The sequence below is a fragment of the Paenibacillus ihbetae genome (assembly GCF_002741055.1).
Classification (GTDB): domain Bacteria; phylum Bacillota; class Bacilli; order Paenibacillales; family Paenibacillaceae; genus Paenibacillus_AQ; species Paenibacillus_AQ ihbetae.
Genome location: NZ_CP016809.1, coordinates 6,356,362 through 6,379,959, shown reverse-complemented (window position 1 = coordinate 6,379,959; position 23,598 = coordinate 6,356,362). Strand labels below are relative to the sequence as shown.

At 49.2% G+C, this 23,598-nt stretch carries 21 protein-coding genes and 1 other annotated feature; of the genes, 5 read left to right on the top strand and 16 right to left on the bottom strand.

Translation table 11 applies throughout. The features are described from left to right. The first annotated feature begins 167 nt into the window (after window positions 1-167). Both BBD41_RS28615 and BBD41_RS28610 read left to right on the top strand, forming a co-directional pair. A complete protein-coding gene (locus tag BBD41_RS28615; protein ID WP_099480117.1) occupies window positions 168-1,049 on the top strand; it encodes an AraC family transcriptional regulator in 882 nt (293 codons plus the stop codon). 108 nt (window positions 1,050-1,157) lie between these two features. Continuing rightward, window positions 1,158-2,444: a glycoside hydrolase family 27 protein gene (locus BBD41_RS28610; protein ID WP_099480115.1), complete on the top strand. Its 1,287-nt coding sequence runs from the start codon at window positions 1,158-1,160 to the stop codon at window positions 2,442-2,444. Window positions 2,445-2,646: 202 nt separating this feature from the next. On the opposite strand, the gene BBD41_RS28605 is transcribed toward BBD41_RS28610, so the two are convergent. Then, complete coding sequence (locus BBD41_RS28605) at window positions 2,647-3,561, bottom strand: ArsR/SmtB family transcription factor (RefSeq protein WP_206098337.1); 915 nt, start codon at window positions 3,559-3,561, stop codon at window positions 2,647-2,649. 174 nt (window positions 3,562-3,735) lie between these two features. Here BBD41_RS28605 and BBD41_RS28600 point away from each other — a divergent pair, with 174 nt between their 5' ends. Then, complete coding sequence (locus BBD41_RS28600; RefSeq protein ID WP_099480112.1) at window positions 3,736-5,226, top strand: glycoside hydrolase family 43 protein; 1,491 nt, start codon at window positions 3,736-3,738, stop codon at window positions 5,224-5,226. Between the two features lie 396 nt (window positions 5,227-5,622). Here the strand turns inward: BBD41_RS28600 and BBD41_RS28595 are convergent, their stop codons facing one another. Next, on the bottom strand, window positions 5,623-6,117 hold the full coding sequence (locus BBD41_RS28595) for a hypothetical protein (protein ID WP_077566494.1): 495 nt from the start codon (window positions 6,115-6,117) through the stop codon (window positions 5,623-5,625). Between the two features lie 163 nt (window positions 6,118-6,280). Between BBD41_RS28595 and BBD41_RS28590 the strand changes: the two genes are divergently transcribed. Continuing rightward, window positions 6,281-6,874, top strand: coding sequence for a TetR/AcrR family transcriptional regulator (locus BBD41_RS28590; RefSeq protein WP_099480110.1), 594 nt, complete (start codon window positions 6,281-6,283; stop codon window positions 6,872-6,874). An 80-nt stretch (window positions 6,875-6,954) separates the two neighbouring features. Here the strand turns inward: BBD41_RS28590 and gltX are convergent, their stop codons facing one another. Both gltX and BBD41_RS28580 read right to left on the bottom strand, forming a co-directional pair. Beyond that, entirely contained in the window at window positions 6,955-8,622 is a 1,668-nt protein-coding gene (gene gltX, locus BBD41_RS28585; RefSeq protein WP_099480108.1) for a glutamate--tRNA ligase, read from the bottom strand. Window positions 8,623-8,665: 43 nt separating this feature from the next. Continuing rightward, window positions 8,666-8,907: a binding site (T-box leader), on the bottom strand. A gap of 75 nt (window positions 8,908-8,982) precedes the next feature. After that, window positions 8,983-9,441 carry a hypothetical protein gene (locus BBD41_RS28580; RefSeq protein ID WP_223260471.1) on the bottom strand — a complete coding sequence of 153 codons (459 nt, stop codon included), beginning with the start codon at window positions 9,439-9,441 and terminating at the stop codon, window positions 8,983-8,985. Window positions 9,442-9,670: 229 nt separating this feature from the next. On the opposite strand from BBD41_RS28580, the gene BBD41_RS28575 reads away from it, so the two are divergent. Further along, the gene (locus BBD41_RS28575) at window positions 9,671-10,639 is read left to right on the top strand and encodes a bile acid:sodium symporter family protein (protein WP_099480106.1); all 969 of its coding nucleotides are present in this window, start codon (window positions 9,671-9,673) and stop codon (window positions 10,637-10,639) included. Between the two features lie 133 nt (window positions 10,640-10,772). Here BBD41_RS28575 and BBD41_RS28570 read toward each other — a convergent pair whose 3' ends face one another. The 12 genes from BBD41_RS28570 to BBD41_RS28515 form a co-directional block, all read right to left on the bottom strand. After that, window positions 10,773-12,155 (bottom strand): amino acid permease, encoded by a 1,383-nt coding sequence (locus tag BBD41_RS28570; RefSeq protein ID WP_099480104.1) that lies wholly within the window; start codon window positions 12,153-12,155, stop codon window positions 10,773-10,775. A gap of 344 nt (window positions 12,156-12,499) precedes the next feature. Beyond that, window positions 12,500-13,129, bottom strand: a complete 630-nt coding sequence (vat(I), locus tag BBD41_RS28565; RefSeq protein WP_099480845.1) for a streptogramin A O-acetyltransferase Vat(I) — start codon at window positions 13,127-13,129, stop codon at window positions 12,500-12,502. A gap of 381 nt (window positions 13,130-13,510) precedes the next feature. Next, window positions 13,511-14,362, bottom strand: a complete 852-nt coding sequence (locus BBD41_RS28560; RefSeq protein WP_099480102.1) for a sulfurtransferase — start codon at window positions 14,360-14,362, stop codon at window positions 13,511-13,513. A 40-nt stretch (window positions 14,363-14,402) separates the two neighbouring features. Further along, complete coding sequence (locus BBD41_RS28555; protein ID WP_099480100.1) at window positions 14,403-15,176, bottom strand: ABC transporter ATP-binding protein; 774 nt, start codon at window positions 15,174-15,176, stop codon at window positions 14,403-14,405. 22 nt (window positions 15,177-15,198) lie between these two features. Then, on the bottom strand, window positions 15,199-16,215 hold the full coding sequence (locus tag BBD41_RS28550) for an ABC transporter substrate-binding protein (protein ID WP_099480098.1): 1,017 nt from the start codon (window positions 16,213-16,215) through the stop codon (window positions 15,199-15,201). A 39-nt stretch (window positions 16,216-16,254) separates the two neighbouring features. Then, window positions 16,255-17,031, bottom strand: coding sequence for an ABC transporter permease (locus tag BBD41_RS28545; protein ID WP_099480096.1), 777 nt, complete (start codon window positions 17,029-17,031; stop codon window positions 16,255-16,257). A gap of 5 nt (window positions 17,032-17,036) precedes the next feature. Continuing rightward, the gene (locus BBD41_RS28540; RefSeq protein WP_099480094.1) at window positions 17,037-18,377 is read right to left on the bottom strand and encodes an LLM class flavin-dependent oxidoreductase; all 1,341 of its coding nucleotides are present in this window, start codon (window positions 18,375-18,377) and stop codon (window positions 17,037-17,039) included. A 354-nt stretch (window positions 18,378-18,731) separates the two neighbouring features. Then, window positions 18,732-19,208: a GNAT family N-acetyltransferase gene (locus BBD41_RS28535; protein ID WP_099480092.1), complete on the bottom strand. Its 477-nt coding sequence runs from the start codon at window positions 19,206-19,208 to the stop codon at window positions 18,732-18,734. 281 nt (window positions 19,209-19,489) lie between these two features. Next, entirely contained in the window at window positions 19,490-20,467 is a 978-nt protein-coding gene (locus BBD41_RS28530) for a hypothetical protein (protein ID WP_099480090.1), read from the bottom strand. Continuing rightward, window positions 20,457-21,035, bottom strand: a complete 579-nt coding sequence (locus BBD41_RS28525) for a sigma-70 family RNA polymerase sigma factor (protein WP_099480088.1) — start codon at window positions 21,033-21,035, stop codon at window positions 20,457-20,459. Before BBD41_RS28525 ends, BBD41_RS28530 begins: the two co-directional genes overlap by 11 nt. Before the next feature lie 215 nt (window positions 21,036-21,250). Beyond that, entirely contained in the window at window positions 21,251-22,600 is a 1,350-nt protein-coding gene (locus BBD41_RS28520) for an FAD-dependent oxidoreductase (RefSeq protein WP_099480087.1), read from the bottom strand. Between the two features lie 191 nt (window positions 22,601-22,791). Continuing rightward, on the bottom strand, window positions 22,792-23,595 hold the full coding sequence (locus BBD41_RS28515; RefSeq protein WP_099480085.1) for an undecaprenyl-diphosphate phosphatase: 804 nt from the start codon (window positions 23,593-23,595) through the stop codon (window positions 22,792-22,794). Window positions 23,596-23,598: the final 3 nt, after the last annotated feature.

Genomic DNA, 23,598 nt, shown 5'->3' with positions numbered 1-23,598 from the left:
AAGATTGTTCAGTCTCTTATTACAAACATTCCCAAGTTAAATGTAAATATATCCGAGGATTTTTATTCTGAATGAAGATCGTTATATAATTCAATCGGGACGGAAAACTGGTGTATTACTCAAAGCCCACACTTCAAATAAGCATCATTGCTGCGAGGAGGATGATTATGGACATCCCCAAAGGGACATACGGCTTTCGATTCGCTGAAGATCAGGAGCTCCAGCTGTGCGTGTTGTTTGCGGCCGGCTATGATTCGATCACAACTTCTTCCTATCGCTGGGACGGACTGGAGCGGACGGATGGACCTCTCCTGCTGTTCCAATATACCCTCTCTGGCGAAGGCGTATATGAATCCGGGAACCGGGCGTATCGCGTCACTTCCGGACAGGCGATTCTCGCCGAAATTCCGGGCAACCATCGCTATTATTACCCCGCGGCGTCCAAAGAGCCTTGGGAATTTATCTTTTTGCTGTTCCGGCCCAATCTGATTCTCCCCCATTGGCGCAGATTTCTGCGTGAAGCCGGTGAAGTTCCTTTTCTGCCCATAGACAGTGCGCCGGTCCGCTTATCGCGAATGATTGTGGCCGATGCCGGGGCAGGAAGAATCTCCGATCCCCTGATCGCATCGTCTTGCGTCTATCAGTTTGTGACAGAACTGGCCAGAGTGCAGGTTGCTACGCTGCGGGACAGGGAGAACTGGCCGCAGAACGTAAGACGCGCAGCTGAATTCATCGAGCTCAATTACTCCCGGATGATCAGCATCGACCAGCTTTCCGAGCATGTATCCCTATCCAAATACCATTTGATCCGCCGGTTTTCCGCCAGTACGGGTATGACGCCCGTCGCTTATTTAACGCGTGTTCGTATCGAAAAAGCCATGGAGCTGCTTCGGGGAACCGAGCTTAGCATTGAGGCCATTGCCGAGCATATCGGATATTCCAGCGGAAGTTATTTTATCAAAGCATTTCGTAACTTGACGGGGCTCACCCCGGGAGAATTCCGCAGCGGAGAAGATAGCCTTGCTTATCGCAAGCTGTTCTTCGATTAACCGCAATATTGTGCTACTAACTCTTCAAAATTACTATAGAAGTTGCCAATCTCCTTTATTATGATGAACATGAAAAGAGCAATAATGAATGAGTAAAGGAGCTTTGAAATGAATCATAAGCTTGCAGCACCTACTCCGCCGCTTGGCTGGAACAGCTGGGATTGCTACGGCGCAGCCGTTACGGAAGAGGAGATTCGAGGCAATGCGCAATACATGGCGAAGCATCTCAAAGCCTTCGGCTGGAGCTACATTACCGTCGATATCCAGTGGTACGAGCCCTATGCGAATTCCTCCCAGTATCGACCGTTTGTTCCGCTCGTCATGGATGAATATTCGCGGCTCATGCCCGCCGAGAATCGGTTTCCCTCAGCAGCGGGCGGCCAAGGCTTCAAGCCGTTAGCCGATTATGTACACAGTCTCGGATTGCAATTCGGCATACATATCATGCGCGGCATTCCCCGGCAGGCTGTTCACGCAGCGACTCCGATTCTGGGAACGACGGCAACGGCGCGCGATATTGCGCATCCGAATTCGATCTGCCCTTGGAACACGGATATGTACGGCGTCGATGCTTCGAAGGAAGGAGCACAGGCCTACTACGATTCGCTCTTTGAATTGTACGCAGAATGGGGCGTCGACCTTGTAAAGGTTGACGACATCGCCGCCTCCAAATTGTACGACACCCATCAGCCGGAGATCGCCATGATCTCCAAAGCGATCGAGCGATGCGGCCGGCCCATGGTGCTAAGTCTGTCTCCAGGCCCTTCCCCGGTGGAATATTCAACGTTCTTCGCCGAGCATGCCAACATGTGGCGAATTACAGATGACTTCTGGGATCAGTGGCCGCTCTTGCTTGATATGTTTGACCGGTGCCGGACATGGCAAGGCATACCGCAAGCAGGCTGCTGGCCGGACTGCGACATGCTGCCGCTCGGTCACATCGGCATTCGCTCGGTGGATAGCGGGGGCTCGGACCGCTGGACCCGCTTCACGCGCGACGAGCAATTGACGATGATGTCGCTCTGGAGCATCTTCCGCTCACCTCTGATCTTCGGCGGTGAGCTGCGAGATTGCGACGACTGGACGCTGTCGCTGCTGACCAACCGCGAGGTTCTGCGCATGCACCAGGAGAGCGGCGGCGCCAAAGAAGCAATGCGTGAGGGCGATCTCATCGTTTGGACGGCGGAAGGCGCCGAAGGCTCCCGCTATGCGGCCTTTTTTAACATTGGCGAGCCCCCCCTGCCGTTGGACCTGTCCCTTGAACAGATCGCCCTGGCGGGCGCTGCCTCAGGCATCGAGCTGTGGAGCGGTGCGTCAGCCGATCTTTCATCAGATGTGCTGCGGGCCACGGTGCCGCCGCATGGGGTACGTCTCTATCGGTTCTTTTATTCATAACGTCTCGACGTACGCTTAAAGAAGCCAAGCTGCGTTCATCGGTCGTTTTCTTACGTATCAGGTGGCTGAGCTTCCGAAATTGATTCATACTGATGTCATACAAAGAGATCCGTCCACTAAGACGGATCTCTTCCGCATTGATATCAACCGAACATTCTCCAAAATGACGATAACTCCCCTGCTGATCCGTCCCGAAACCGAATTAATGGTCGTCGTTAAGGTATGCACGGATCACAATGTCTTGGTCGTGATTGCCGAATCCGGCCCCATAGAGCGTCAAGCCCCCTACGTTGATCGCATGCTCATCCACCGCGAAACGAAGCGTCCAGAACGGTTCCCACAGCTTGATATCCCCGAGGGTCACCTCTGACATCCTTACATCATCCAAATACGTACCCGTTGCATCAATTCGAATCGTCTTCAATAACCCATATTGATTCACGTTCCGATGCCACCATTCAGGTGTATATCTCCCCCGCGCCGCTCTTCCGAAATCAGCCGGACTTGTCCACGTGCCGAGGGGGATCCCGTTGAATGTGAATTCGATATCCGATGGCCAATAATCTCTTAAACCTGGAGCCTCCGAAGCAATCTCCATGGAGATTTCAACGGCTTCCGCGGTTTGATCGGCCAACAAAAAGTTAGGCATCTTGTATTCAACATAGCCCCACCCAAACCACAGAATGGCGGCGTGTACCCGTTCGGGGTCCAGAAAGTACCGCGGGTCGTCCCACACTCCGATTTCTTTCTCGCGGGTGCCAAGCCCGCAAGTCGGATGGATCTCGAATGCCGTGTAATGACCGACTGAAATATGCTGCTCTCTGATCTTCGGGGGCTGGCTGGCAAAAGGCAGCTCAATCTCGATGGTTTTTTGTTTGAGGAAGCACATTTTGTGCGTTCCCCCGCCCTGCCGCACCCTGCGACTTCCAATGAGTCTGGCTTGTTCGAGTTTCCGGATGTGCATCGTGACGATCGATGGACTGAGCTCCAATCGATTGGCAATGTCCTTCACATTCATTTCCTGATCGGCAACGAGACGCATGATGTTCCATCTGACCTCGCTGGCTAACGCTTCATATAACGGCATAAATTTCGGTTCCCCGTTTGCTTTGATGATCATCTCAATCTCCCCGCCGCTTTTTTTGAAATCACATATACATTAATTTAATAGATTTAACAAGGATGATCAAACTGTATCCATTGCAAGAGTTTAAACCTTGGTGTTTAATTTTCTTTAGCTGCTAATCGCTTTAGATTTATATACTTGTGAATTTATGAAAGAGGTGCTCATATGAAATACAGTAACCCGGTCATCAAAGGCTTCTATCCGGACCCCAGTGTATGCAAAGTAGAAGATACCTATTATTTAGTATGCAGTTCCTTTCAATACTTCCCCGGTGTTCCGATTTTCGAGAGCAAAGACCTGATCAACTGGAAGCAAATCGGTCATTGCCTGACCAGAGAGAGTCAGATTCAGCTTGGCAACGTAAGCAGTTCCGGCGGAGTGTTCGCCCCCACGATACGGCATCATAACGGAAGATTCTTTATGACCACGACCAACGATACCACCCGTCAAAATTTCTATGTTTGGACGGACGACATCTACGGGGAATGGTCCGAGCCGATTTATGTAGATCAAGGGGGGATCGATCCCGATTTATATTTTGAAGACGGAAAAGTATTCTTTATGAGCAACGGAAAAGACGATAACGGGATTGGCGGCATTGTTCAGTGTGAAATTGACATTGAAACCGGCGTCAAGCTGTCGCCAAGCCGTTGCATATGGCAAGGAACCGGAGGACGTTATTTGGAAAGCCCTCATATGTATAATATCAATGGCCGGTACTACCTGATGGCGGCTGAAGGCGGTACGGAATATGGACATATGGTCACTTATGCACGGGGGGATTCGATCTCCGGCCCGTTCGAAGCCTACCCGAACAATCCCGTATTGACCAATCGTAATCTGGGCGGGTATGAGCTGCAGGGCGTTGGACATGGCGATCTGATTCAAGATAACGACGGAAATTGGTGGATGCTCCATCTGGGATTCCGGCAAATCGGCCAATGGCTTACCTACCATCATCTTGGGCGCGAAGTTTTCCTAACGCCGGTTACATTTGGCGAGGATGGCTGGTTTACGGCAGGACATAACGGCACCGTCCTAACGAGTTTTGAGACCGACCGGATTCCCAGTGATGTTGTCCAGCAGGAAAAGAAAACCTTTACGTTCGAGAACACGGACTGGAATCTGGACTGGTGCTTCCTCCGCCATCCTGATGCCGGGAACTATCGGTTAACATTCGATAAGGCACAGCTTACAGGGACTGAAGTGAGCTTGGATCTACCGGAGTCCCCGACATTTATCGGCATTCGCCAAAGAGACTTCAATGCGGAAATTTCATGCGACGTACAGCTTACGAGCGGAGAAGCGGGCATCACGCTTTATATGGATGAACATCATCATTACGATTTAGCCATTCGTAAGGAGGAGACCGGTTATAAAGTGATCGTGCGCCTGAATATCGGTGATATTAAATCCATTCAAACTGAAGTAGAACTGGGAAATGTCAACCATGCTACTTTGAATATACGGGCAAGTCATGAGCGATACAGCTTCTTCATTCACGCTAACGGCAAGGACACTCTCTTAGGAACGGCGCAAACCAGATACCTTTCCTCTGAGGTCGCCGGAGGATTTACAGGCGTACTCATCGGTTTATATGTCTTTGGAGAAGGCTCCATGGCTGAGTTTTCACAATTTTCATGCAATTATTTTTGAAATTTCTACCTCCTGAACGGGTTGTATAAATAAATAGAGAGCCGGTTACTCAGGCTTAGCCTGGGTACCGGCTTTCATTGTAACCATGGTTTATTTTATTTTCTTAAAAAAATCAACCAAAATCGTACCTTTTCAGCATCCTCATCACGGTTTGCTGCATACAGCACCCCTCTTCGCCAAGTTGTGTGGCTGCCTTATTATATACAGAGGAGCGTTTATTTTGCCCAAGGTTTCCTCCTGATTAAATCCTTTAAACCAATAACCTGTATAAAAAGTCTCTGATCTAAATACGTGAATTACTCTCCTGTTTTTAATTCGGGACCATGTTCGTAGACATATCGTTTGCCGATGCAAGCGGATTTATATGAACTTATCGTCCGTATCATTTGACGAGGATCAAGCAGAGAGACTTTTCTTCTTCACGCGTCGCATCAACAACCATCCGATTCCGTTGACCAATATGAGCCCAAAAATCGTATTTCCTAAAGGCGCCCAACCGTCCTCCCCGGTCAACACAACGCTCAGCACAACTTTTCCGATTAACGCTATATTCAGAATGATCAATCCCATTTTCAAAGAATGCTTCCAAAATGCAGTACCAATCGCAACGACGAATGCCATCATTAACGTTAAAGTGATCAAGGCCGTAACCGGATCGCTTAACAGCATCTTTTCATATTCCAAAACGGTTTGCATTTGCGGATTGATTGTATCCGGAGCCGGGAACCAAACCATGCTGCTCATCATCAGAATAAAAGTAAGCAGGAGCCCTTTCCAACTGCGTTTGTAAGCGTAAAAAGCCAGAATTACAAGAAATACAGGGCGGATATACCAGCTTAGAGGGTTTAAGTGGCGCTGAAACGCCCAATCTAGCCACTCCTGGATCATCATGTTCTTATTCTCCTTTCACCGTTCCACTTTTGTGTGTTTTGAATTATTATCATTCATTATATTCATTTTATTCACAAAACTACATGGCGTCAATAAATTTTGAATGATTTAACTTGTTTTTATTCAAAACATTGCGTATGCTAAGCATGGAGGTGTACTAAGAATGAACGGATATCAAGCCCGTACAGAGATGAAAAAGGAACGTATTCGTAAAGCGGCGCTCGAGTTGTTTAATAAATGGGGGGTCGAGAAGGTAAGTCTTGCCGAAATTGCCAAGCATGCGGACGTCTCCCCTGTAACTATTTATAATTATTTTGGAACAAAGCCTCAGCTTGTGCGGCATGTCCTCATAACGATGCTGGAAGAAGCGTGGCAGCAGCGCATCGTCTTGTTGCAAAGCAACCTGCCATTTCATGAAAAAATTGAAAAGATGTTCTTCTCCACCACGGAGATGGCGGAAAACGTGGCACCTGAATTGCTGGAACCGTTATTGTCGAACGATCCAGAAATTGTCAATGCAGTGGAAGACATCTATCGGAAATATGAACCGGAGCTCATCAGCTTCATCGAAACCGGCCGGGATGAAGGTTACGTAAATCCGGGTGTCTCATCGGAAACGATTCTGTTGTACTTCACGATCCTGAAGGAGGTCAGCGCTAAAATCAAACGATTCGACGGAAGCGAAGAAGCTGCCCGACAGACGCGTGAATTAATGGAGATCGTATTTTATGGTTTCCTGGTCAAACCTTCCCGCTAATTTCCCGCCTGGTAATGACCTACCTTTACATCTCGTCCTAAACGAAAAAAATGACCGGCAGTTCGACCGGTCATGCTCCATTAAACTTCCGATGACAGCATAAATCTCTTCATTCGTGCAAGAACCCGATGTTCACCCATAACTTTCATCAAATCAAATAAATCAGGTGTATGGGTTCTGTTGGTTAGAGCAACTCTAATGACCATCGCGACATCACCGACATGCCCTTTGTACCGGTTAGGATCAGCTTTATATTGTTTCATGTCTTTGGCATATCCGAGTTCCGCAGCAAGCTCTTTCAAGGTTTCGAACCAAGCCTCCTTGTCATGATTAAACCTATACGATGTGCTGAAGCCCCGTACAATTTCTTTCGCAGCATCGAAGCTCACATTGGCAGGTAACTTATAGCCGCTTGTGACTTCCATCTCAAACCATTCGTCATAAAAGAATGCAATCATGGTCTTCACATCTGACCACTTGGCATAATCCTTTCTTGGTTTTTCGATCGTTCGACCTATGTTTAGAATGTTAATCGTGTATTCCTGGTTCTTGCCGATAAAAGCAAATAGCTCAGGATCATGTTCCTTAGACCAAGTGGATACATGGTCAACAACTTGTTGATCCGTGAGCCTTGAGATCACATCCTTGCTGATATCATGAAGTTTATTCATGTCTAACAAGGCACCACTGGCATTCATTTTGTCCGTATCGATCACAAAATCTCTAAACGAAGCATTAGGGTTTGCCTTCCTCCATTCTTCGAAGTCCGAATTGGCCAGAGTCATAAAGTATTCGCCAATTGCTATTCCGGGGTATCCTTGTTCTTGGTAATACATAGCGGTACCATCAAGATCCTTGCGTTTACTGAACTTCCGTTTCGAAGCTCCGACTTGCTTCATGATGGGGGCAATATGTCCGTATTCCGGTATTTTGAAACCTAGTGTCTCAAACAGCTGAATATGGACAGGCACAGAGGAAAGCCATTCATCGCCCCGAATGACATGGGTTGTACCCATCAGATAATCATCTATTACATGAGCAAAATGATAGGTTGGTAAACCATCCGTTTTCATAATAACAATATCTTGCTCATTTTCAGGTAACTCCATCGGGCCTTTCACCAAATCAGTGAACAACACCCTTCTGTCGGATGAACCTGAAGATCGAAGTCGAATCACAAACGATTTGCCATTTAATATCTGTTCCTGGGCTTGCTCAACCGTGATATCCCGATGTTTAGCCCAGCTGCCATAATAACCAGTTGTAACTTTTAACTTTTGCTGGGTTATTCTTAACTGTTGTAAATCGCCCGAATCACAGAAACATGGATAAGCCAATCCGTTTCGAACCAAGCCCTTCATAAATACTTTATAGATTTGGATTCGCTCGCTCTGTTTATAGGGTCCGTATGCTCCTTGATCGACACCTGAAAGGTCAGGTCCCTCATCATAAGGAATCCTGAAGTATGACAATGAATGGATCATGTTTTCAATGCTGCCTTGTACCTCCCGCTTTTTATCGGTGTCCTCGATCCGAAAGATAAAGACTCCATTGCTTTGGTGAGCTAACCGTTCCGATATGAGAGCTGCATAAAGCCCGCCAATATTCAACGGTCCCGTTGGGCTCGGCGCAAAGCGCGTCACCATAGCCGATGAAGGCAGATTTCTCGGCGGATACAGGGACTCCATATCAGTCGGTAACTGCTTAACATCCGGAAACAACAGGTCCGCCATTCTATCATTTGACAAATTATATCCCTCCCTGGTCCAATAAAAAAAGCCCCTCATCCTGTCAAAGGACGAAAGGCTTTGCTTCCGCGTTACCACCTAAATTGGTTATACACCCGCTCATCATGCAGCAATCATGACGGTTGCCGCACATTTCGTTAACGGGAAATTCCCGATAGACCTACTCCGATTACTTTCGGTCTACAGCTCCAAGGCTTCCTTCATTAAGCTCGAATACCCAATCTCACCAGCATGGGCTCTCTAAGATTCGAGGGATTAACTACTCTTCCTCTTCCTTGCATTTTACAATATGTGGTTATGTTTGCTATTACAATAATGGATCATATTCAGGTTGTCAAGAATTGATTCGAATGGATGAAGTTAACTATGACTTACGATGGGATTGAAATATTGATTCGCAGCCGGGCGATACATAAAGATTATTGCAGCAATTACGGCCGCTATATGAACGAACCGGCTTATTCCAAACAAACTGGAGAATACCGTCATGCCGGTAAAGGCTGTATCCAGCGAATTTCCCTCCAGTAACCATTGAATGGGGTCTACTAACAAGCTAACCGTTCCAATTCCCCCTAGGAGGACGGTTAAAGCGATGCGGGCCCAACGTTTTCCACGTTGCATTTTAACAATAACATATACGAGTGCGGCAAAAATGAGGCTTCTGATTCCCACTTGAATCATAAGGCCAAACCCGGCTTCTGATCCGCTTGACAGCGTTTGAGCGACAGCTATAGCCATTTCAAATACCCCCGCTCCGATTGCAACAAGCCACAACAAATAAGACTTTTTAATATCAGATGGAATCCTTTTATTCATCATACACTATTCCTTCCATTGGGTTGTTATCGTTATGTTACTCGAATGAGGGCTTGCTGCAAAACCGCCTCAAGACGGATTGAAGGCTCAATCTTCAGCATCAAATTCCGAACTCAAATTATTCAAGAGAAATGATTTATCTCGACCCTATATGGTTTTCCATAAAATCGAACGCCAAACTCTATCAAAGATGTATAATAGAACATCATATGGTAAAGGGATGTCTACTTCTATGCTGCAGGTTCTGAACCAACGCTTGAATCGTATCATGCCCCTGATTACACCGGCCAGCATTCTGATTGGCGTGCTTTGCGGCGGGTTGCTCTCTCCTTATACCTTCCTGTCTCCATGGCTGTTTGCTTTTATGACCTTTGCAGGCAGCATCAGCCTTAGCTTTCGCGATTTGGTCGGAGTACTTCGCAAGCCGCTTCCTCTCTTTGTATGTCTGTTCATCTTGCATCTTGCCATGCCTCTAGTCGCTCTCGGACTCGGCCAAATCGTCTATCCTGCAGATGCTTACACCATTACAGGAATGGTGCTGGCCGCCGTGATCCCTACGGGGATATCCAGCTTTGTCTGGGTGTCGATTTATCGCGGCAACATCGCGCTCACGCTGAGCATCATTCTGATTGATACACTGCTTGCGCCGTTTATCGTTCCAGGAATCATGTCACTGCTGCTTGGTACGAGCATTCATCTGGATTCGGCAGCCATGATGGGCAGCCTGTTCTGGATGATCGTGGTTCCCTCCCTGCTCGGCATGCTATTGAATGAGTGGACCAAAGGTGCCATCGCACCGGTTTGGGGCCCCAGGCTGAATCCCTTTTCGAAGCTGTTCATGGCTATCGTGGTAGCTATTAACGGATCCGTGGTTGCCCCTTATCTAACGGATATTGACTGGCCTCTCGTTGGCATGGCCCTTGTCATCATTCTGCTGGCTGCCACGGGATATCTGTTATGCTATCTGAGTTCCCGCCTGCTGAGATGGAATGACGCCGATCAGGTAGCTCTCATGTTCAACGGGGGGATGCGAAACATTAGCGCGGGTGCCGTACTGGCTGTTGCCTATTTCCCTCCCCCGGTCGCGGTTCCGGTCATCCTGGGGATGGTTTTTCAACAAATGATGGCTTCGCTGATCGGTTATTTGATCGGTCGCCGCTCGGAGCTTCAGCAGCGTTCCAATAATGCCAATGCAGCTTAGGTGCAGACCACCGGAAACGTATAACAAACCTGGCTGTAGTAACACACATAATTTGGGTCTACAAATAAAGATCCCCTTCTGTCAACAGAAGGGGATCTTTATATCACATTGTATGTCGTCATTTCATCCGATGCTATGAATTACGATTCGTTTGATCACGAATTGAAGCAGCCTTGCCTACCCCAAAAGCGAAATAACTGATCGCCACAATGCCTAAGAAAATTATGCCGGAAATCAGGGAAATCCGGGTTTCGTCGTTGATCCACATACCGACTAACACCATCAGCAGGAAGGCAATCGTCACATAGTTGGTCACTGGAGCAAAGGGCATTTTGAACGGATGACCCTCCAACGACTTCCCCTTGATTTTTCTGAATTTGATTTGACTGATCAGAATGACGAACCATGGCACCATACCGGGCAGCACGCTGGCGCTGTAGACGTGCACAAACAGATTTTCCGGTGCGATATAGCTTAAAATCACGCCAATGCCTAATCCCGCTAGTACGCCTATCGTTCCCAGCAAGGGCACGCCATTCCGCGACAATTTCGTAAATATCTTGGGCGCCTGTCCATTGACTCCTAATGTATAAAGCATGCGTCCTGCGCTAAAAATTCCGCTGTTACATCCTGACATGGCCGCGGTGATGACGACAAAGTTGATGATGCCTGCCGCTGCGGTAATGCCGATCTTCGAAAATGTGGCAACGAACGGGCTGCCGATCGCTTGCAATTGATCCCAAGGGTAGACCGTTACAATCACAAAAATCGCCCCGATATAGAAGATCAGAATCCGCCAAATAATGCTTTGGGTCGCGCTCATTAGCGTTTTTTGCGGATTTTTTGCCTCACCTGCCGTAATGCCGATCAGTTCGACGCCTTGATAGGCACCGATCACGAGCGAAAGCGCAAAGAAAAAGCCCGACCACCCACCGGCAAAAAAGCCCCCATGCTCCCACAAGTTGGATAATCCGATTGCATTCCCGCTATTACCTATCCCGAAAAAAATCAGACCTATGCCTGCAACAATCATCAATAGGATCGTTACAATCTTAATCAGCGCAAACCAAAACTCAAACTCTCCGAAGGATTTCACGGAGAACAGGTTGGCTGCACCAAGGATCGCCATGGCGATTATCCCTGGTATCCAACCGGGCAGGTCCGGAAACCAATAGTTCATATAGGTCCCGACGGCAATGATCTCTGCCATCCCGACAATCACCCATTGAAACCAGTTGCTCCAAGCCGTCATATACCCTGCTAAAGGATGAATGTACTTATGGCCAAAGGTTGCAAAGGAACCCGTGCTCGGTTCAACGTACTGCATTTCCCCCATGGCGCGCATGATGAAAAATATAAATATCCCTACAATGGCATATGCAAGCATTACCGATGGACCTGTCCATTGGATCGTGCTTGCAGAGCCCATAAACAGACCGACACCGATTGTGCCGCCCAAAGCGATCATCTGAATATGACGTGCTTCGAGCCCCCTCTTTAATTCATTGTTTTTCATTGCAGGTTCCCCCTCTGCTGCTCTCTTTGCTGTTCATTTGGACAAATTGCAATATTTCATAACGAGAAAAAATAGCCGACAATTTTATATTGTAAGCGATAATCCAATTGTAGTCTCTTCTTTATTTGAAGACAATTATTTTCATTTGGTAACGAAAGCCCGAAGGGAAACCGCAAAATGCCCTCATTCAGATAAAGGCTCACCTGAAAGAGGACATTTTCATACGATGTGAATCAAACCCTGTTCACATAAAATGATGCTTGACTATGATATCGGCGACGGCATATACATCAACCATCCAGCAACCTCCTTGCGTATCTTGTTCCTCCACTCCAAATGAAGGTTTACGGTCTCATTTTTCTCAGTATCTCCATATCACCGCTTACAATCGCGCCCATATATTGATTGATAACTTCGATCTCGCAATCCCACCATCTGATTTCCAGTAACTCTTGAATAACTTCGGTGGAATATCGCTTGCGGATTTCCCTGGCAGGATTTCCTCCAACGATCGTATAGGGTTCCACATCCTTTGCAACGACCGCTTCAGCGGCAATGATCGCCCCGTCGCCGATCCGCACACCTGGCATGATCGTGGCCCGCCTTCCAATCCAGACGTCATTTCCGACGACCGTATCTCCCTTGATCGGCAATTGATCTAAAGAGGGAGTAAAGGTTTCCCAACCGTTTCCAAAAATATTAAACGGAAAGGTTGAACCGTCCATCCGATGGTTCCCTCCATCCATCATAAATCTGGCTTCGGAAGCGATGGAGCAAAACTTGCCGATCCTTAATTTCGTTCCAATGAATTCATAATGGTACAGTACTTGATCTTCGAAGGATTCTCCGTTTAATGCATAGTAGTAGGAGTAATCCCCTGCAATAATATTAGGCTTGGTGATCGTATTCTTAATAAATTGGAGATTTTTATCCCCAGGTATAGGATATCGCTCGTTTGGATTTGGTCCTGCCATGGTTACATCATCCCTTCTCTTCGCAATGGATCCGGCCGGAACGCTACTATTTTTCACCCCATAATCGGCGCATAACAAAAAGCCCCCTTTCCGGTCATCGGATAGGAGGCAGGTATACAACCATAAAGACGTACTGCAAGCCAAAAAAGCAGTCGTACTCTAGGTTAATATAAAAAAGCCCGCACGAATCCTATCCCGAAAACCTGTAAACATAGCTTTCTTTTGTGGATAGGATTAGTAAATCATCGGCTTTTGGTCACCCTTTCTTTACTGAATAAGACAAATTTACCATACCCTATAGGTCGAATCAACTCCAATTTACCAATGATAACCCTACGACTAGTAGTAGAAAGCCAAAGAGACCTCGCTTAACAGACATGCTTAGCCTTCCGTAGCTGCTCCTACGGCAATCTCATTCTCCTCATAGCTGATCCAATCGCTCCAACTTCCTGCATACAATTTTACCTTGCGGTATCCGGCTTCCTGCAAAGCCAGTACATTCGGGCAAGCCGAGAGCCCCGAGCCGCAATACACGATCACTTCATGCTCAGGAGGTATCGCGGCAAAGCGCTGCCTTTGCAGCTCGGTCCCCTTCAGCATCCCATGCTCATCGACCCCGTCCTTCCAGAAAGCGTGAACCGCCCCCGGAATATGGCCGGCCACCGGATCAAGCGGCGCCGTTTCTCCCGTGTACTGTTTCCAGTCCCTTGAATCGAGCAGGGTTATACCGGCCGCACCAATCTTTGCTCTCACCTCGTCCACGTCAGCCAGCCAATCCTTCCGTACGTTTGCGCGGAACACACGCGGGGCTGAATGGCTAATCGCCGGTGTGAGCGGATATCCGGCCGACTTCCAGCCCGAGAACCCTCCATCCAAAATATATGCCGATTCGTGGCCCAGGTATTTCAAAACCCACCATAACCTCGCAGCTTCAGGCCGAAGGTCATCGTCATAGACAACGACAGGCGTATCCGCATCGATCCCAAGCTTCCCGAGTCGCCGGGCCAGCTTTTCCGGGGACGGCAGCGGGCTCCGGCCGCCGTGCTTCTGTGGGGTATCCATTAAATCCTTTTTCAAATCAACGAATACGGCACCGGGCAGATGCTCGCGCTGATAGGCTTCGAAACCGTAACCCGCATCATCCGGACGAAAGCGGACATCCGCAACGATCATTCCACGCGGATCGGACCGCAGCAGCTCGAGCACCCATTCTTTACTCACGACATTTGACACAAGCTCCTCATCCCTTCTGATTTCAAGCTGCTGTTGCCGTTTAAATCGTAATTTCCAAATCTGCTTCCGTCTTCACGTCATAAATCGCGGAGTAGATTTCGTTCTGAATCTTCAGAAGGCGGGCATCCTCCCGCTTCCTTGGACGCTCGTTGGAAACGTCAAAAATATGATGAATGCGGCCTGGACGCGGGGACAACAGGACAACCCTGTCCGCAAGAAAGACAGCTTCAGATACGTCATGCGTAACAAAAACCACCGTCTTCCTCTCCTCTTGCCAGATGCGGAGCAAATCTTGCTGAAGCTGAAGCCGGGTAAGATGATCCACTGCACCGAACGGCTCGTCCATTAAGAGGATATTCGGACTGCCCGCGAGCGCCCTTGCGATTCCTGCACGCTGCCGCATGCCTCCGGATAGATGATGGGGATATTTCGCACCGAATCCCTGCAGGCCAACCATGCTCAGGTATTTGTCTACAAGCTCCTCCCGCTCCGCCTTTCTCATGCCGCTCAGCTCCAGGCCGAGACCCACGTTCTGCGATATCGTTCGCCATGGGTACAGGGATGCATCCTGGAATACAACGCCTGAGCTCCGCGAGGGGCCCTGTACCTTCGCGCCATCCAGTCGAATTTCGCCTTCCGTCGGAAGCTGCAAACCCGCCAGCAGCTCCAGCAGCGTGCTCTTCCCGCAGCCGCTTGGACCGAGGATGCACAGGAATTCGCCGTCCCTAACCTCCAAGTTGATATGCTGAAGCGAGACCGTAGGAAGATCGCCGTCATACACTTTCGAGACATTCTCCACCGTAAAGCCGGCCATATGCAAGCCTCCTGCCATAACTTTATTTTTTCGGAATAAACCTCAAATCAAGAATGTCCTCCAGCTCGTAAATCTCGTCCTGGAAGCCCAAATCCTTCTGAATTTGCTGGGTGTCGTTCAGCGCGTTGATGTCAACGTCCGGATTGTTCTCCCACAGCACCTCTTCACGCTTTAGCGCGAGATCCAGCACCTCGGGATCGATCTCGATATTTTTCAGATAGTAAGCCTTATACTCGTCCGGATGGCTTTTCGCATATTCCTGCGATTTGAAGTAGGCCCGCAGCAGTTTCTCAACCAATTCCGGCTTTTCTTCCAAAATGCCATCGCGTGCTGCCAGCACCCCGGTGTGGAAGGTCGGCAGATAGTCCCAGCCTGTTGCGATGATATGACCTTTTCCCTGCTTCTCCGCCAGGGACGCGAACGGCTCATGGATGATGGTTGCGTCGACCTGTCCGGTCTCCAAACTCGCGTAAGCGGCCTGATGCGTGCTGTTGGCAATGAAAGTCACATCGTCTGGCGTCAATCCGTGTTCCTTCAGGATAAACTGCGTATACACCTCCAGCCCGCTGCCAAACACGGCAATCCCCACCTTCTTGCCCTTCAGGTCTTCCACGTTCTGGACCTCCGGCGAGGCGATCAGGTAGAACGGTCCTTTGGTCCGAAACATGGAGGAGACGATTTTGACAGGTGCGCCTTTACCTGCAGCCACAATCGCCGTCGTTGTAGCAACGTCCACCACGTCAATGTCCTTGCTGGTCAAGCCTGCAATCGGATCCTTGGTAGAGATAAACTCGACATCGAGTCCTTCCTCTTCAAAGAAACCCTTCTCGGCCCCGAAGGACACCCCTAATCCGCTGATGCCGCTAAGCGGTGCGTAACGGATCTTCTCCAGCTTGCTGCCTGCCGCGCTTTCTCCGTCCCCACCGGACGCAGCCGCTCCATTGCCGCTGTTTGGACCGCTTGCGCAGCCTGCCGTCATGGCGATCAGCCATATCGCCGCAAACGCAATTATGTATGAACGTAATTCTCTTCTGAACATATGGATCTCTCCCCCCGTAAGTAAGCCATTTTCGATGATCTATGACGATTTCCATTTCAAAAACACGCTGCGTTCCAACCAATCGATCAATGCAATGATGAGTACGGATACGACGGTAACGAGCGCTACGATAGCAAAGGCCTGGGCCGTATTATACAGCGACGTAGCCTTCACAAGTATGTTGCCAAGGCCATCCTTCGAGGCGAGCATCTCCCCAAACAGAGCTCCGACTAATCCGGTTGCCGCCGATAATCGAAGACCGGCAAAAATCGTGGGCGCAGCTGATGGCAGAATTACCTTCATGATCGTTTGGTAGCGCGTAGCCTCAAATACTTTGGCGACCTTCAGATGATTATCCGCCGTCTGCTTGATCCCGGTCATCGTATTGACTGTAATCGTAAAGAAACAGAACAGGAACACAATGGATATTTTATGCGTGATCCCGATCCCGAGCCAAAGCGCAAGCAAAGGAACGATCGTGACCTTCGGAATAGCCATCAATGCCGAGAGATACGGTCGAAAGAATTGCTCTGCCCAAGGGATCAGCACCAGAGCCATGCCGACGGCCAAACCGCCAAAGGCGGCTAAGCCGTAGCCTACAGTGAACTCGGCCAATGTAACGTACAGATGCTTCCAGATTTCCCCGTCGCCTAACAGTTTGAGCAGCTCTCGAAATACCTGGGAGGGTGCGGGCAGATACAAGCTGCTGACGGTCTCCGTGCGAACCAGAAGCTCGCAGATCCCCAATACGACCAGAAGCAAGCCGGCTTGTCCCGCCCAGATCATCTTCTTTTTCTTGGCTTTCCTTGCTTTCATCAGGCTCACCCCTTGGCAATCCGTTCAAAACGGTTCCGCGGGCGACTTAATCCCAGATGCTCACGGAAGGTTCTGCCTTCATACTCGGTACGGAACAAGCCCCGACGCTGAAGCTCGGGCACAACCAGCTCCAGGAACAGGTCCAGACCGCCCGGCATATAAGGAGGACATACATTGAACCCGTCGGCGGCTTCATCCCTGAACCATTCCTCGATAATATCCGCAACCTGCTGCGCGCTTCCGACCACGAGCAAATGTCCCCGCACCGTTACGGTAAAGAAATAGAACAGATCCCGGACCGTAATATCCTCTCGCCCGTTAGCCGCTCTGGCCAAGTCAGCCCACTGCAGCGCGGTTTCCGAAGCGGATACATCCGGCAGCGGATCGTCCAGCGAGTATCCCCTGAGGTCGATTCCGATCTTATCGGACAGCGGCCCCAAATCGTAATCGGTAACGACCAGTTCATTCATTTCCGCATATTTAGCACGGGCCTCTTCTTCCGTTCGGCCGACGATCGGAACTAAGCCGGGAAGGATCTTCAAATCCGAATCCTTCCTCCCATACTCCCGCAAACGCCCCTTCACTTCCTTGTAAAATGTCACGGCGACTTCCTTCACATTCGTTCCTGTAAAGACCATGTCGGAATATTTGGCGGCCAGCATTTGACTGCGCAAGGAGGTTCCAGCCGTGATCAGCGGCAGCTGTCCCTGTATCGGACGCTGAATGTTCAGCGGCCCCGCAACGGAAAAGTGTTCTCCGACATGGTTCAGCTCGTGCACCTTGCTGCCATCGGCGAATACGCCGCTAGCCTTGTCCCGCTGGAGTGCATCGTCCTCCCAGGTGTCCCACAGCCCGCTGACGATTTCGATAAACTCCTCGGCATAATCGTAGCGCTTGGCGTTATCCCAATGCTTCTCCCGGCTGAAATTCAGCGCAGCCCGGGTATCGGAGCCAGTCACGACATTCCATGAAGCTCTGCCCCGGCTCAAATGATCCAGCGAGGCGGTAAACCGCGCGATGTTGTAAGGCTCAGCATAGGTGGTATTCACCGTTCCGATCAAACCGATTTTATCCGTTGCCGCTGCCAGGTAGGACAGCATGGTGAACGGCTCGAGCCGCGTCATTTGCGAAGGAAATAAGTACTGCATATCTGTGCTCGTGGCCAGTCTGTCTCCCAGGAAAAAGAAATCGAACTTGGCTTTCTCGAGCTTTTGGGCAACCTCCTTCAGGAATTGGGGATCGTAAGCGCCGTCGGTTTTCCCTTCGGGCAGCCTCCAGCCCGCGGGATGATAGCCTGTCCCGAATAGAAACAATCCAAGATGCAATTGACGTTGATTAGAACTCATAATGATGTCACCTTCCTGATCTGTAATGGTGCCCGGACTCCGGTTCTCCCCAGTGCTCTATACTGCATAGTCGCTGCATCCTCTTAAAGAACCGAATAAAAAACAACCGGAAGACGCACCTCGGACCACATTCATGATCCAAGGATGCATCTCCGGTTGTCCGGTAGAATACGCATCTCATAATGCTATTGATTTTGATATAAAAGTTATCGAGCGCTACAGACCAATCGTTCACTTCCAGCAGTTCGGTAAGTGAAATTGACTGTAATTATATTATTTCCGATAAGTTAAGTAGGATTATAGCACCGTCTAAATCCCTCGTCAATGGATTTCTTGTTGAGTTCAGCATGAACATCAGAGTGCCAAAACGGTGATTAGCTCATCCCCTATAATCTCGCCGTTGTCAATGAATCCGAAGCTCTCATATAGTTTTTTGGCGGGTAAATTATCTGCCTTATATGAAATCCAGCAATATCGCGCAGGCCCAGCAGGAAATGTGCGAATAAACTCCAAGATTTTGTTCATCGCTTCCCGCCCGTAGCCCCGATTCTGGTGATGCTTGTCAATCATCAGCCGTAAAATACAATAGCCGTCGTGCGCCACTGACGGGAGTTCATACCCGGTAATTCCATAAGTCATCAGAACGAAACCGACCGGCTGCCCATCCGAGTAAATGGCGAACGGAAATGGACGGCCTCCATTGGTTTCTAAAACATAGCACGAAGCCACGCTCGACAAGTTAGACGCAACGAAGCGCCTTTGTTCCTCGGCTACTTCCAGGTTGAAGATGTCACGTCGGTTATCCAGGGTTATTTTTCTTAACGTAATCATGCATATCATGTCCCTTCGTAGGTTCTCGAATTGCGCCGCGGTCGCATAAATAACATACGGTTTTTACCGGAAAATAAATAGACTTATGTTGATTTTTTTTATATATTATTATGTACCCATGTCTTTTTTAGAGGTTTTTTTACATATCAAAATGGATAAACCGGCACATCATTGTGCCGGTTTTATGCTTATATTCATTTTTCGTACGTTAAGTTCCCGGTTAAGTCAATGCAATAATACAGCTGCTCATGTTCCTCGATCCAAATTATATTCAAGCCATCCTATAAATTTTTCGCAGCCTCCACCAGCTGCTCTTTACTCATTGCAGGCGAGTCGCTGCCTAAACGATAAATGACCGACTTGCCGCCCTGTTCAATCATCCAGCTGATTTCTTGATAGAAATGACTATCGGTGTATACATAGGAATCGTTTTTAAAATAATGAGCCGCGTGTCCATTTAGGTCCAGCTCTTCATGTTCAGCTGAGGGCGGGGCTAACAACTGTATTTTCACTCTGGAATCGGGGGCGTTTTCCATGATCAAATATAACGTTGCATGATCTGCATTGCGGTACACGGTGGTGTACGTTAACAACGGTAATGAGGCTGGTGCGGGCGTTTTTCTCCAAATGTAGTCTTGTCCCGTCTCCTCAATCTCGGCCTTTAACTCTTCCAGCAAAGCTGCGCTATCCGTTTCGGAGCCCATATAAGTACCGAAAGGAGAAAGCTCCATTCCCCCAGCGAACCTGTACGTTCCAAGTATGGAATCCGGAGGCATCCTATCAAAATGACGCTCCTTTAATGCCTTTCGCCAGGCATCGAGGTCCTCGTTCACGTCCGGTTGCGAGACTGGAATGAACGGCAAGCTTCTAACGTTGCCCAAATCGGTTAAATAGACAACGGCGGATTCTCCCGGATTCAACTGGGCTTTCACCTCATTTCGGGCCTGGCTGATCCGCTCGAGCTGAGACTTGCTTAACTTTAACTCCTCCAGCGTTATGGCAGACATCGTCATATTGCCTCTCGTATCTTCGAACAGCAGCGTTCTCCCCGCATAAGCAAATCCGCTTACGACCGCGATCATCAAAATGACCATTACCGCCTTGGGCCATCTCCGCCTTCTTTCCATAGGTTGATCCCCCTTCTTCTCCTTCACTTGCTCCTTGTAGGCGCTCATTACTCGCATATCGATAGAAGGAGGACACACCACGTTTTTGGCGTTATGTTGAAACTCATCTTTCAATTGCTGCTCAATAGACATAGCCGTCCCGCTCCTTTCTGTGGTCGCGCTGGCCATACATGTGGCGCAGCCGCTTCAGGGCATGATGGTGCCTTGATTTTACCGTCCCTATTGGAACCTTCACCAAATCGGCGATTTCTTCAAGCGTCAAATCCTGATAATACCTGAGGACGACAACCTCTTTCAGCTTCAAAGGCAGCGCTTCGAGCATCGGAATCAGCTCCAGCCGATCACTCAGGAGGGATACGCGATCTTCCAACGCCAAAGGAGGCGGTTCGGAGAATACTCCCTTCACCCTTTCCAGCATACGGCTCCTTCGCCAGCTTTTTCGCTTCCAGTTCCGAACTTGCCGGATAATCAAGCCGTTGAACCAAGAGCTGAATTTCTGCTCTTGCTCATAATTGTCCAGGCTCTTGATCAGCTCGATATATACCTCGCTCATAATGTCGGGGACATCTTGTTTGTTGGGAGCCAGGTAATAGATTAATCCATATGCCTGATCGCGCGTGAAATCATAAACTGCCCGGAACGCTTCTTCATCGCCCTGGCTCATCCGGATGAGCCAAGGTTTAATATCCATTTCATTCATAGGGCCTGCCTCCATTTTCGGACTTACACTTGATATTGGCTCCATCGCCCAATAAGGTTCAAATTTGATAAAAAAACTTCAAGTGTCTCTTCCTCCGTTCAAAACCGCAGCCTTGGATAAGCTTGCTCTCATCCAACGAAAAAGCGCAGCATTCCCGCTGCGCTTCATCGAAATATGAAGTTAGGGTCATTATGGGTTTATCGCCATATATCTGACTAGCGGTTGATTCCCAGCTCCGCTCCACCCTCAAGAAGTGCCGACTGCAATTGATCAATCGGCACTTCGGCGGCACGGCAATCGATACGAGCTGCCAGAGCCGCCGCCGCGCCCGCCGCTTCGCCTATGGCCATGCAGCTCGGCGTCAGGCGCGTCGTTGCTTGCGCTTCATGGGTAGTTGAGATACAGCGTCCGGCAAGCAGCAGATTATCGACATCTCGTGGAACGATGCTGCGGTAAGGAATGTCGTAAGCACCGCCTTCGCGGATGAAGTTAGCCGTAACGCCTGCCCCTTCCGGATTGTGAATATCGATCGGGTATCCGCTTCTTGCAATGACGTCAGGGAACCGCCTCCCATCCAATACATCCAAACCGCTCAGCACATATTCGCCAAGGATTCGTCTTGTCTCCCTGATGCCGATCTGCGTGCCGACTGCGCTGACAACGGCCTTCTCGAACCCCGCGATGTGCTCCCGGAAAAACCGTTCGAGCAGGAGCACCTGTTTCCTGCCTTCAATCTCTGCAGCGGTAAGATGTTCCGCATCCGTCGGATCTAATCCCGAGACCCGCGATACGTTAACTAACACCTCATCGAGACCAGGTCCGGTAAAGAACAGCACGCCATCTCTAGGAATCGGCAGTCCCGCCTCTTCCCACGCTTTGTAGAATCCCATCACTCCCGTCAACGGAAGCTGATCCAGTTCGGAGATTAGCGACTTCTCATAAAATTGTTCCGGATTACGCTGCATGTATGCCTTGACCGCTGCAAGATCAACGCCGCGCATCCGGAATTTCATGGTCATCGGCTGCACTTTCTTGCTCTGATTCCCCTGCTCCCAAGCCGCGCCGGCTGCGAAGGCAACATCCCCGTCACCCGTCGCGTCGACGAATACTTTGGCAGCGATCCGCCTGCGACCGCTTTTATTCTGAACGGTTACCGCTGTAATGCGCTGGTCTTGTACATCAACGTCTGTAACATATGAATGCAGCAGCAAGTTTGCCCCCGCTTCTTGCAGCATGTCAAAGGCCAACACTTTATACACTTCCGGGTGATAGGGAGTTAATGAATATACAAAACCGACCGTATCCCGCAAATGTCCCGGAGATGCTCCAAGCTGCATTAATCGATCCACAATTTCTTGCGCAATGCCCTTAATGACCTGATCCCCAACAGCCGTGTGGAACGTCATCCATGGATAAACCAATGCCAATGTAGACATACCACCAAGGAAGCCGTAACGCTCGATCAGAATCGTTCGTGCTCCGCTCCGGGCCGCACGGATGGCTGCAGCGATGCCGGCCGGTCCTCCTCCCAGAACTGCGACGTCATAATGTTCACTTTGTTGCAAACTGATCCCAACCTCTCTTTTACAGCTGTGACGAGCCTAATGTAACAATCGATACTGTCCTCTTCCTGCTGCAAGTCCTTCGAAGAATGGATCCCTTGATGTTGCTTATTTTTCTTATTCGATACATTGGTTTTCAATCCTATGTAACCGGATATTTTAAAAGAAAAAAAGAAAGAGCGGTTCATTCCCGCTCACAGCATGATGATAAAATAGAAGAGTGCCGCCAAAACAAACCGGTACAGCGCAAACCATTCCAACCGAAGCCGCTTAATCAGCTTGATAAACGTTACGACTGCAATCATGGCCACTAGAAAGGATGTCGCAAAGCCAATTAACATCAATACGACATCATCCGAGCTTAGCAAATCCCGACTATCGTATAAATCCAGCAGGGTCGCACCAAACATAACCGGCACGGAGATTAGGAAGGTAAAATCTGCAGCGGCTTTTTGGCTGGTCCCTAGCAAAAGTCCGCCGGATATCGTCGAACCCGATCTCGAGAATCCCGGCCATAGTGCCAAGCATTGGAACAGGCCGATCCCGCAGGCTTGTTTATAATTTATCCGATCCATCGTATCGGCGGTTTCGGTTCTCCTGCTCCTGGCTGCGATGATCATCAATACGGCACCGGCCACTAGACCGATCAAGACAGGGGTTGGGCCGAACAAATGACTTTTTATCGTGTCCTTGAGCAGAAGATATACGATTAACGCCGGTAACATAGCCAAAACCATATGTATGACATTTAATCCTCGGCTTCGGGAAAAATCCATGCGAATCAGATTAGACCCAATCGCCATATACCTTTTCCAATAAAGGATGAGAACGGCCATGACCGCACCCAACTGAATAACAATTTTAAAAGTTATCGCAGCGTCTCCCTCAAAGCTTAGCAAGCTGCCTGCTAATATCAAATGTCCAGTAGAAGATACCGGCAAAAATTCGGTTAAGCCCTCTATAATGCCGAGTATGATTGCTTTAATTACATCACTCATTAG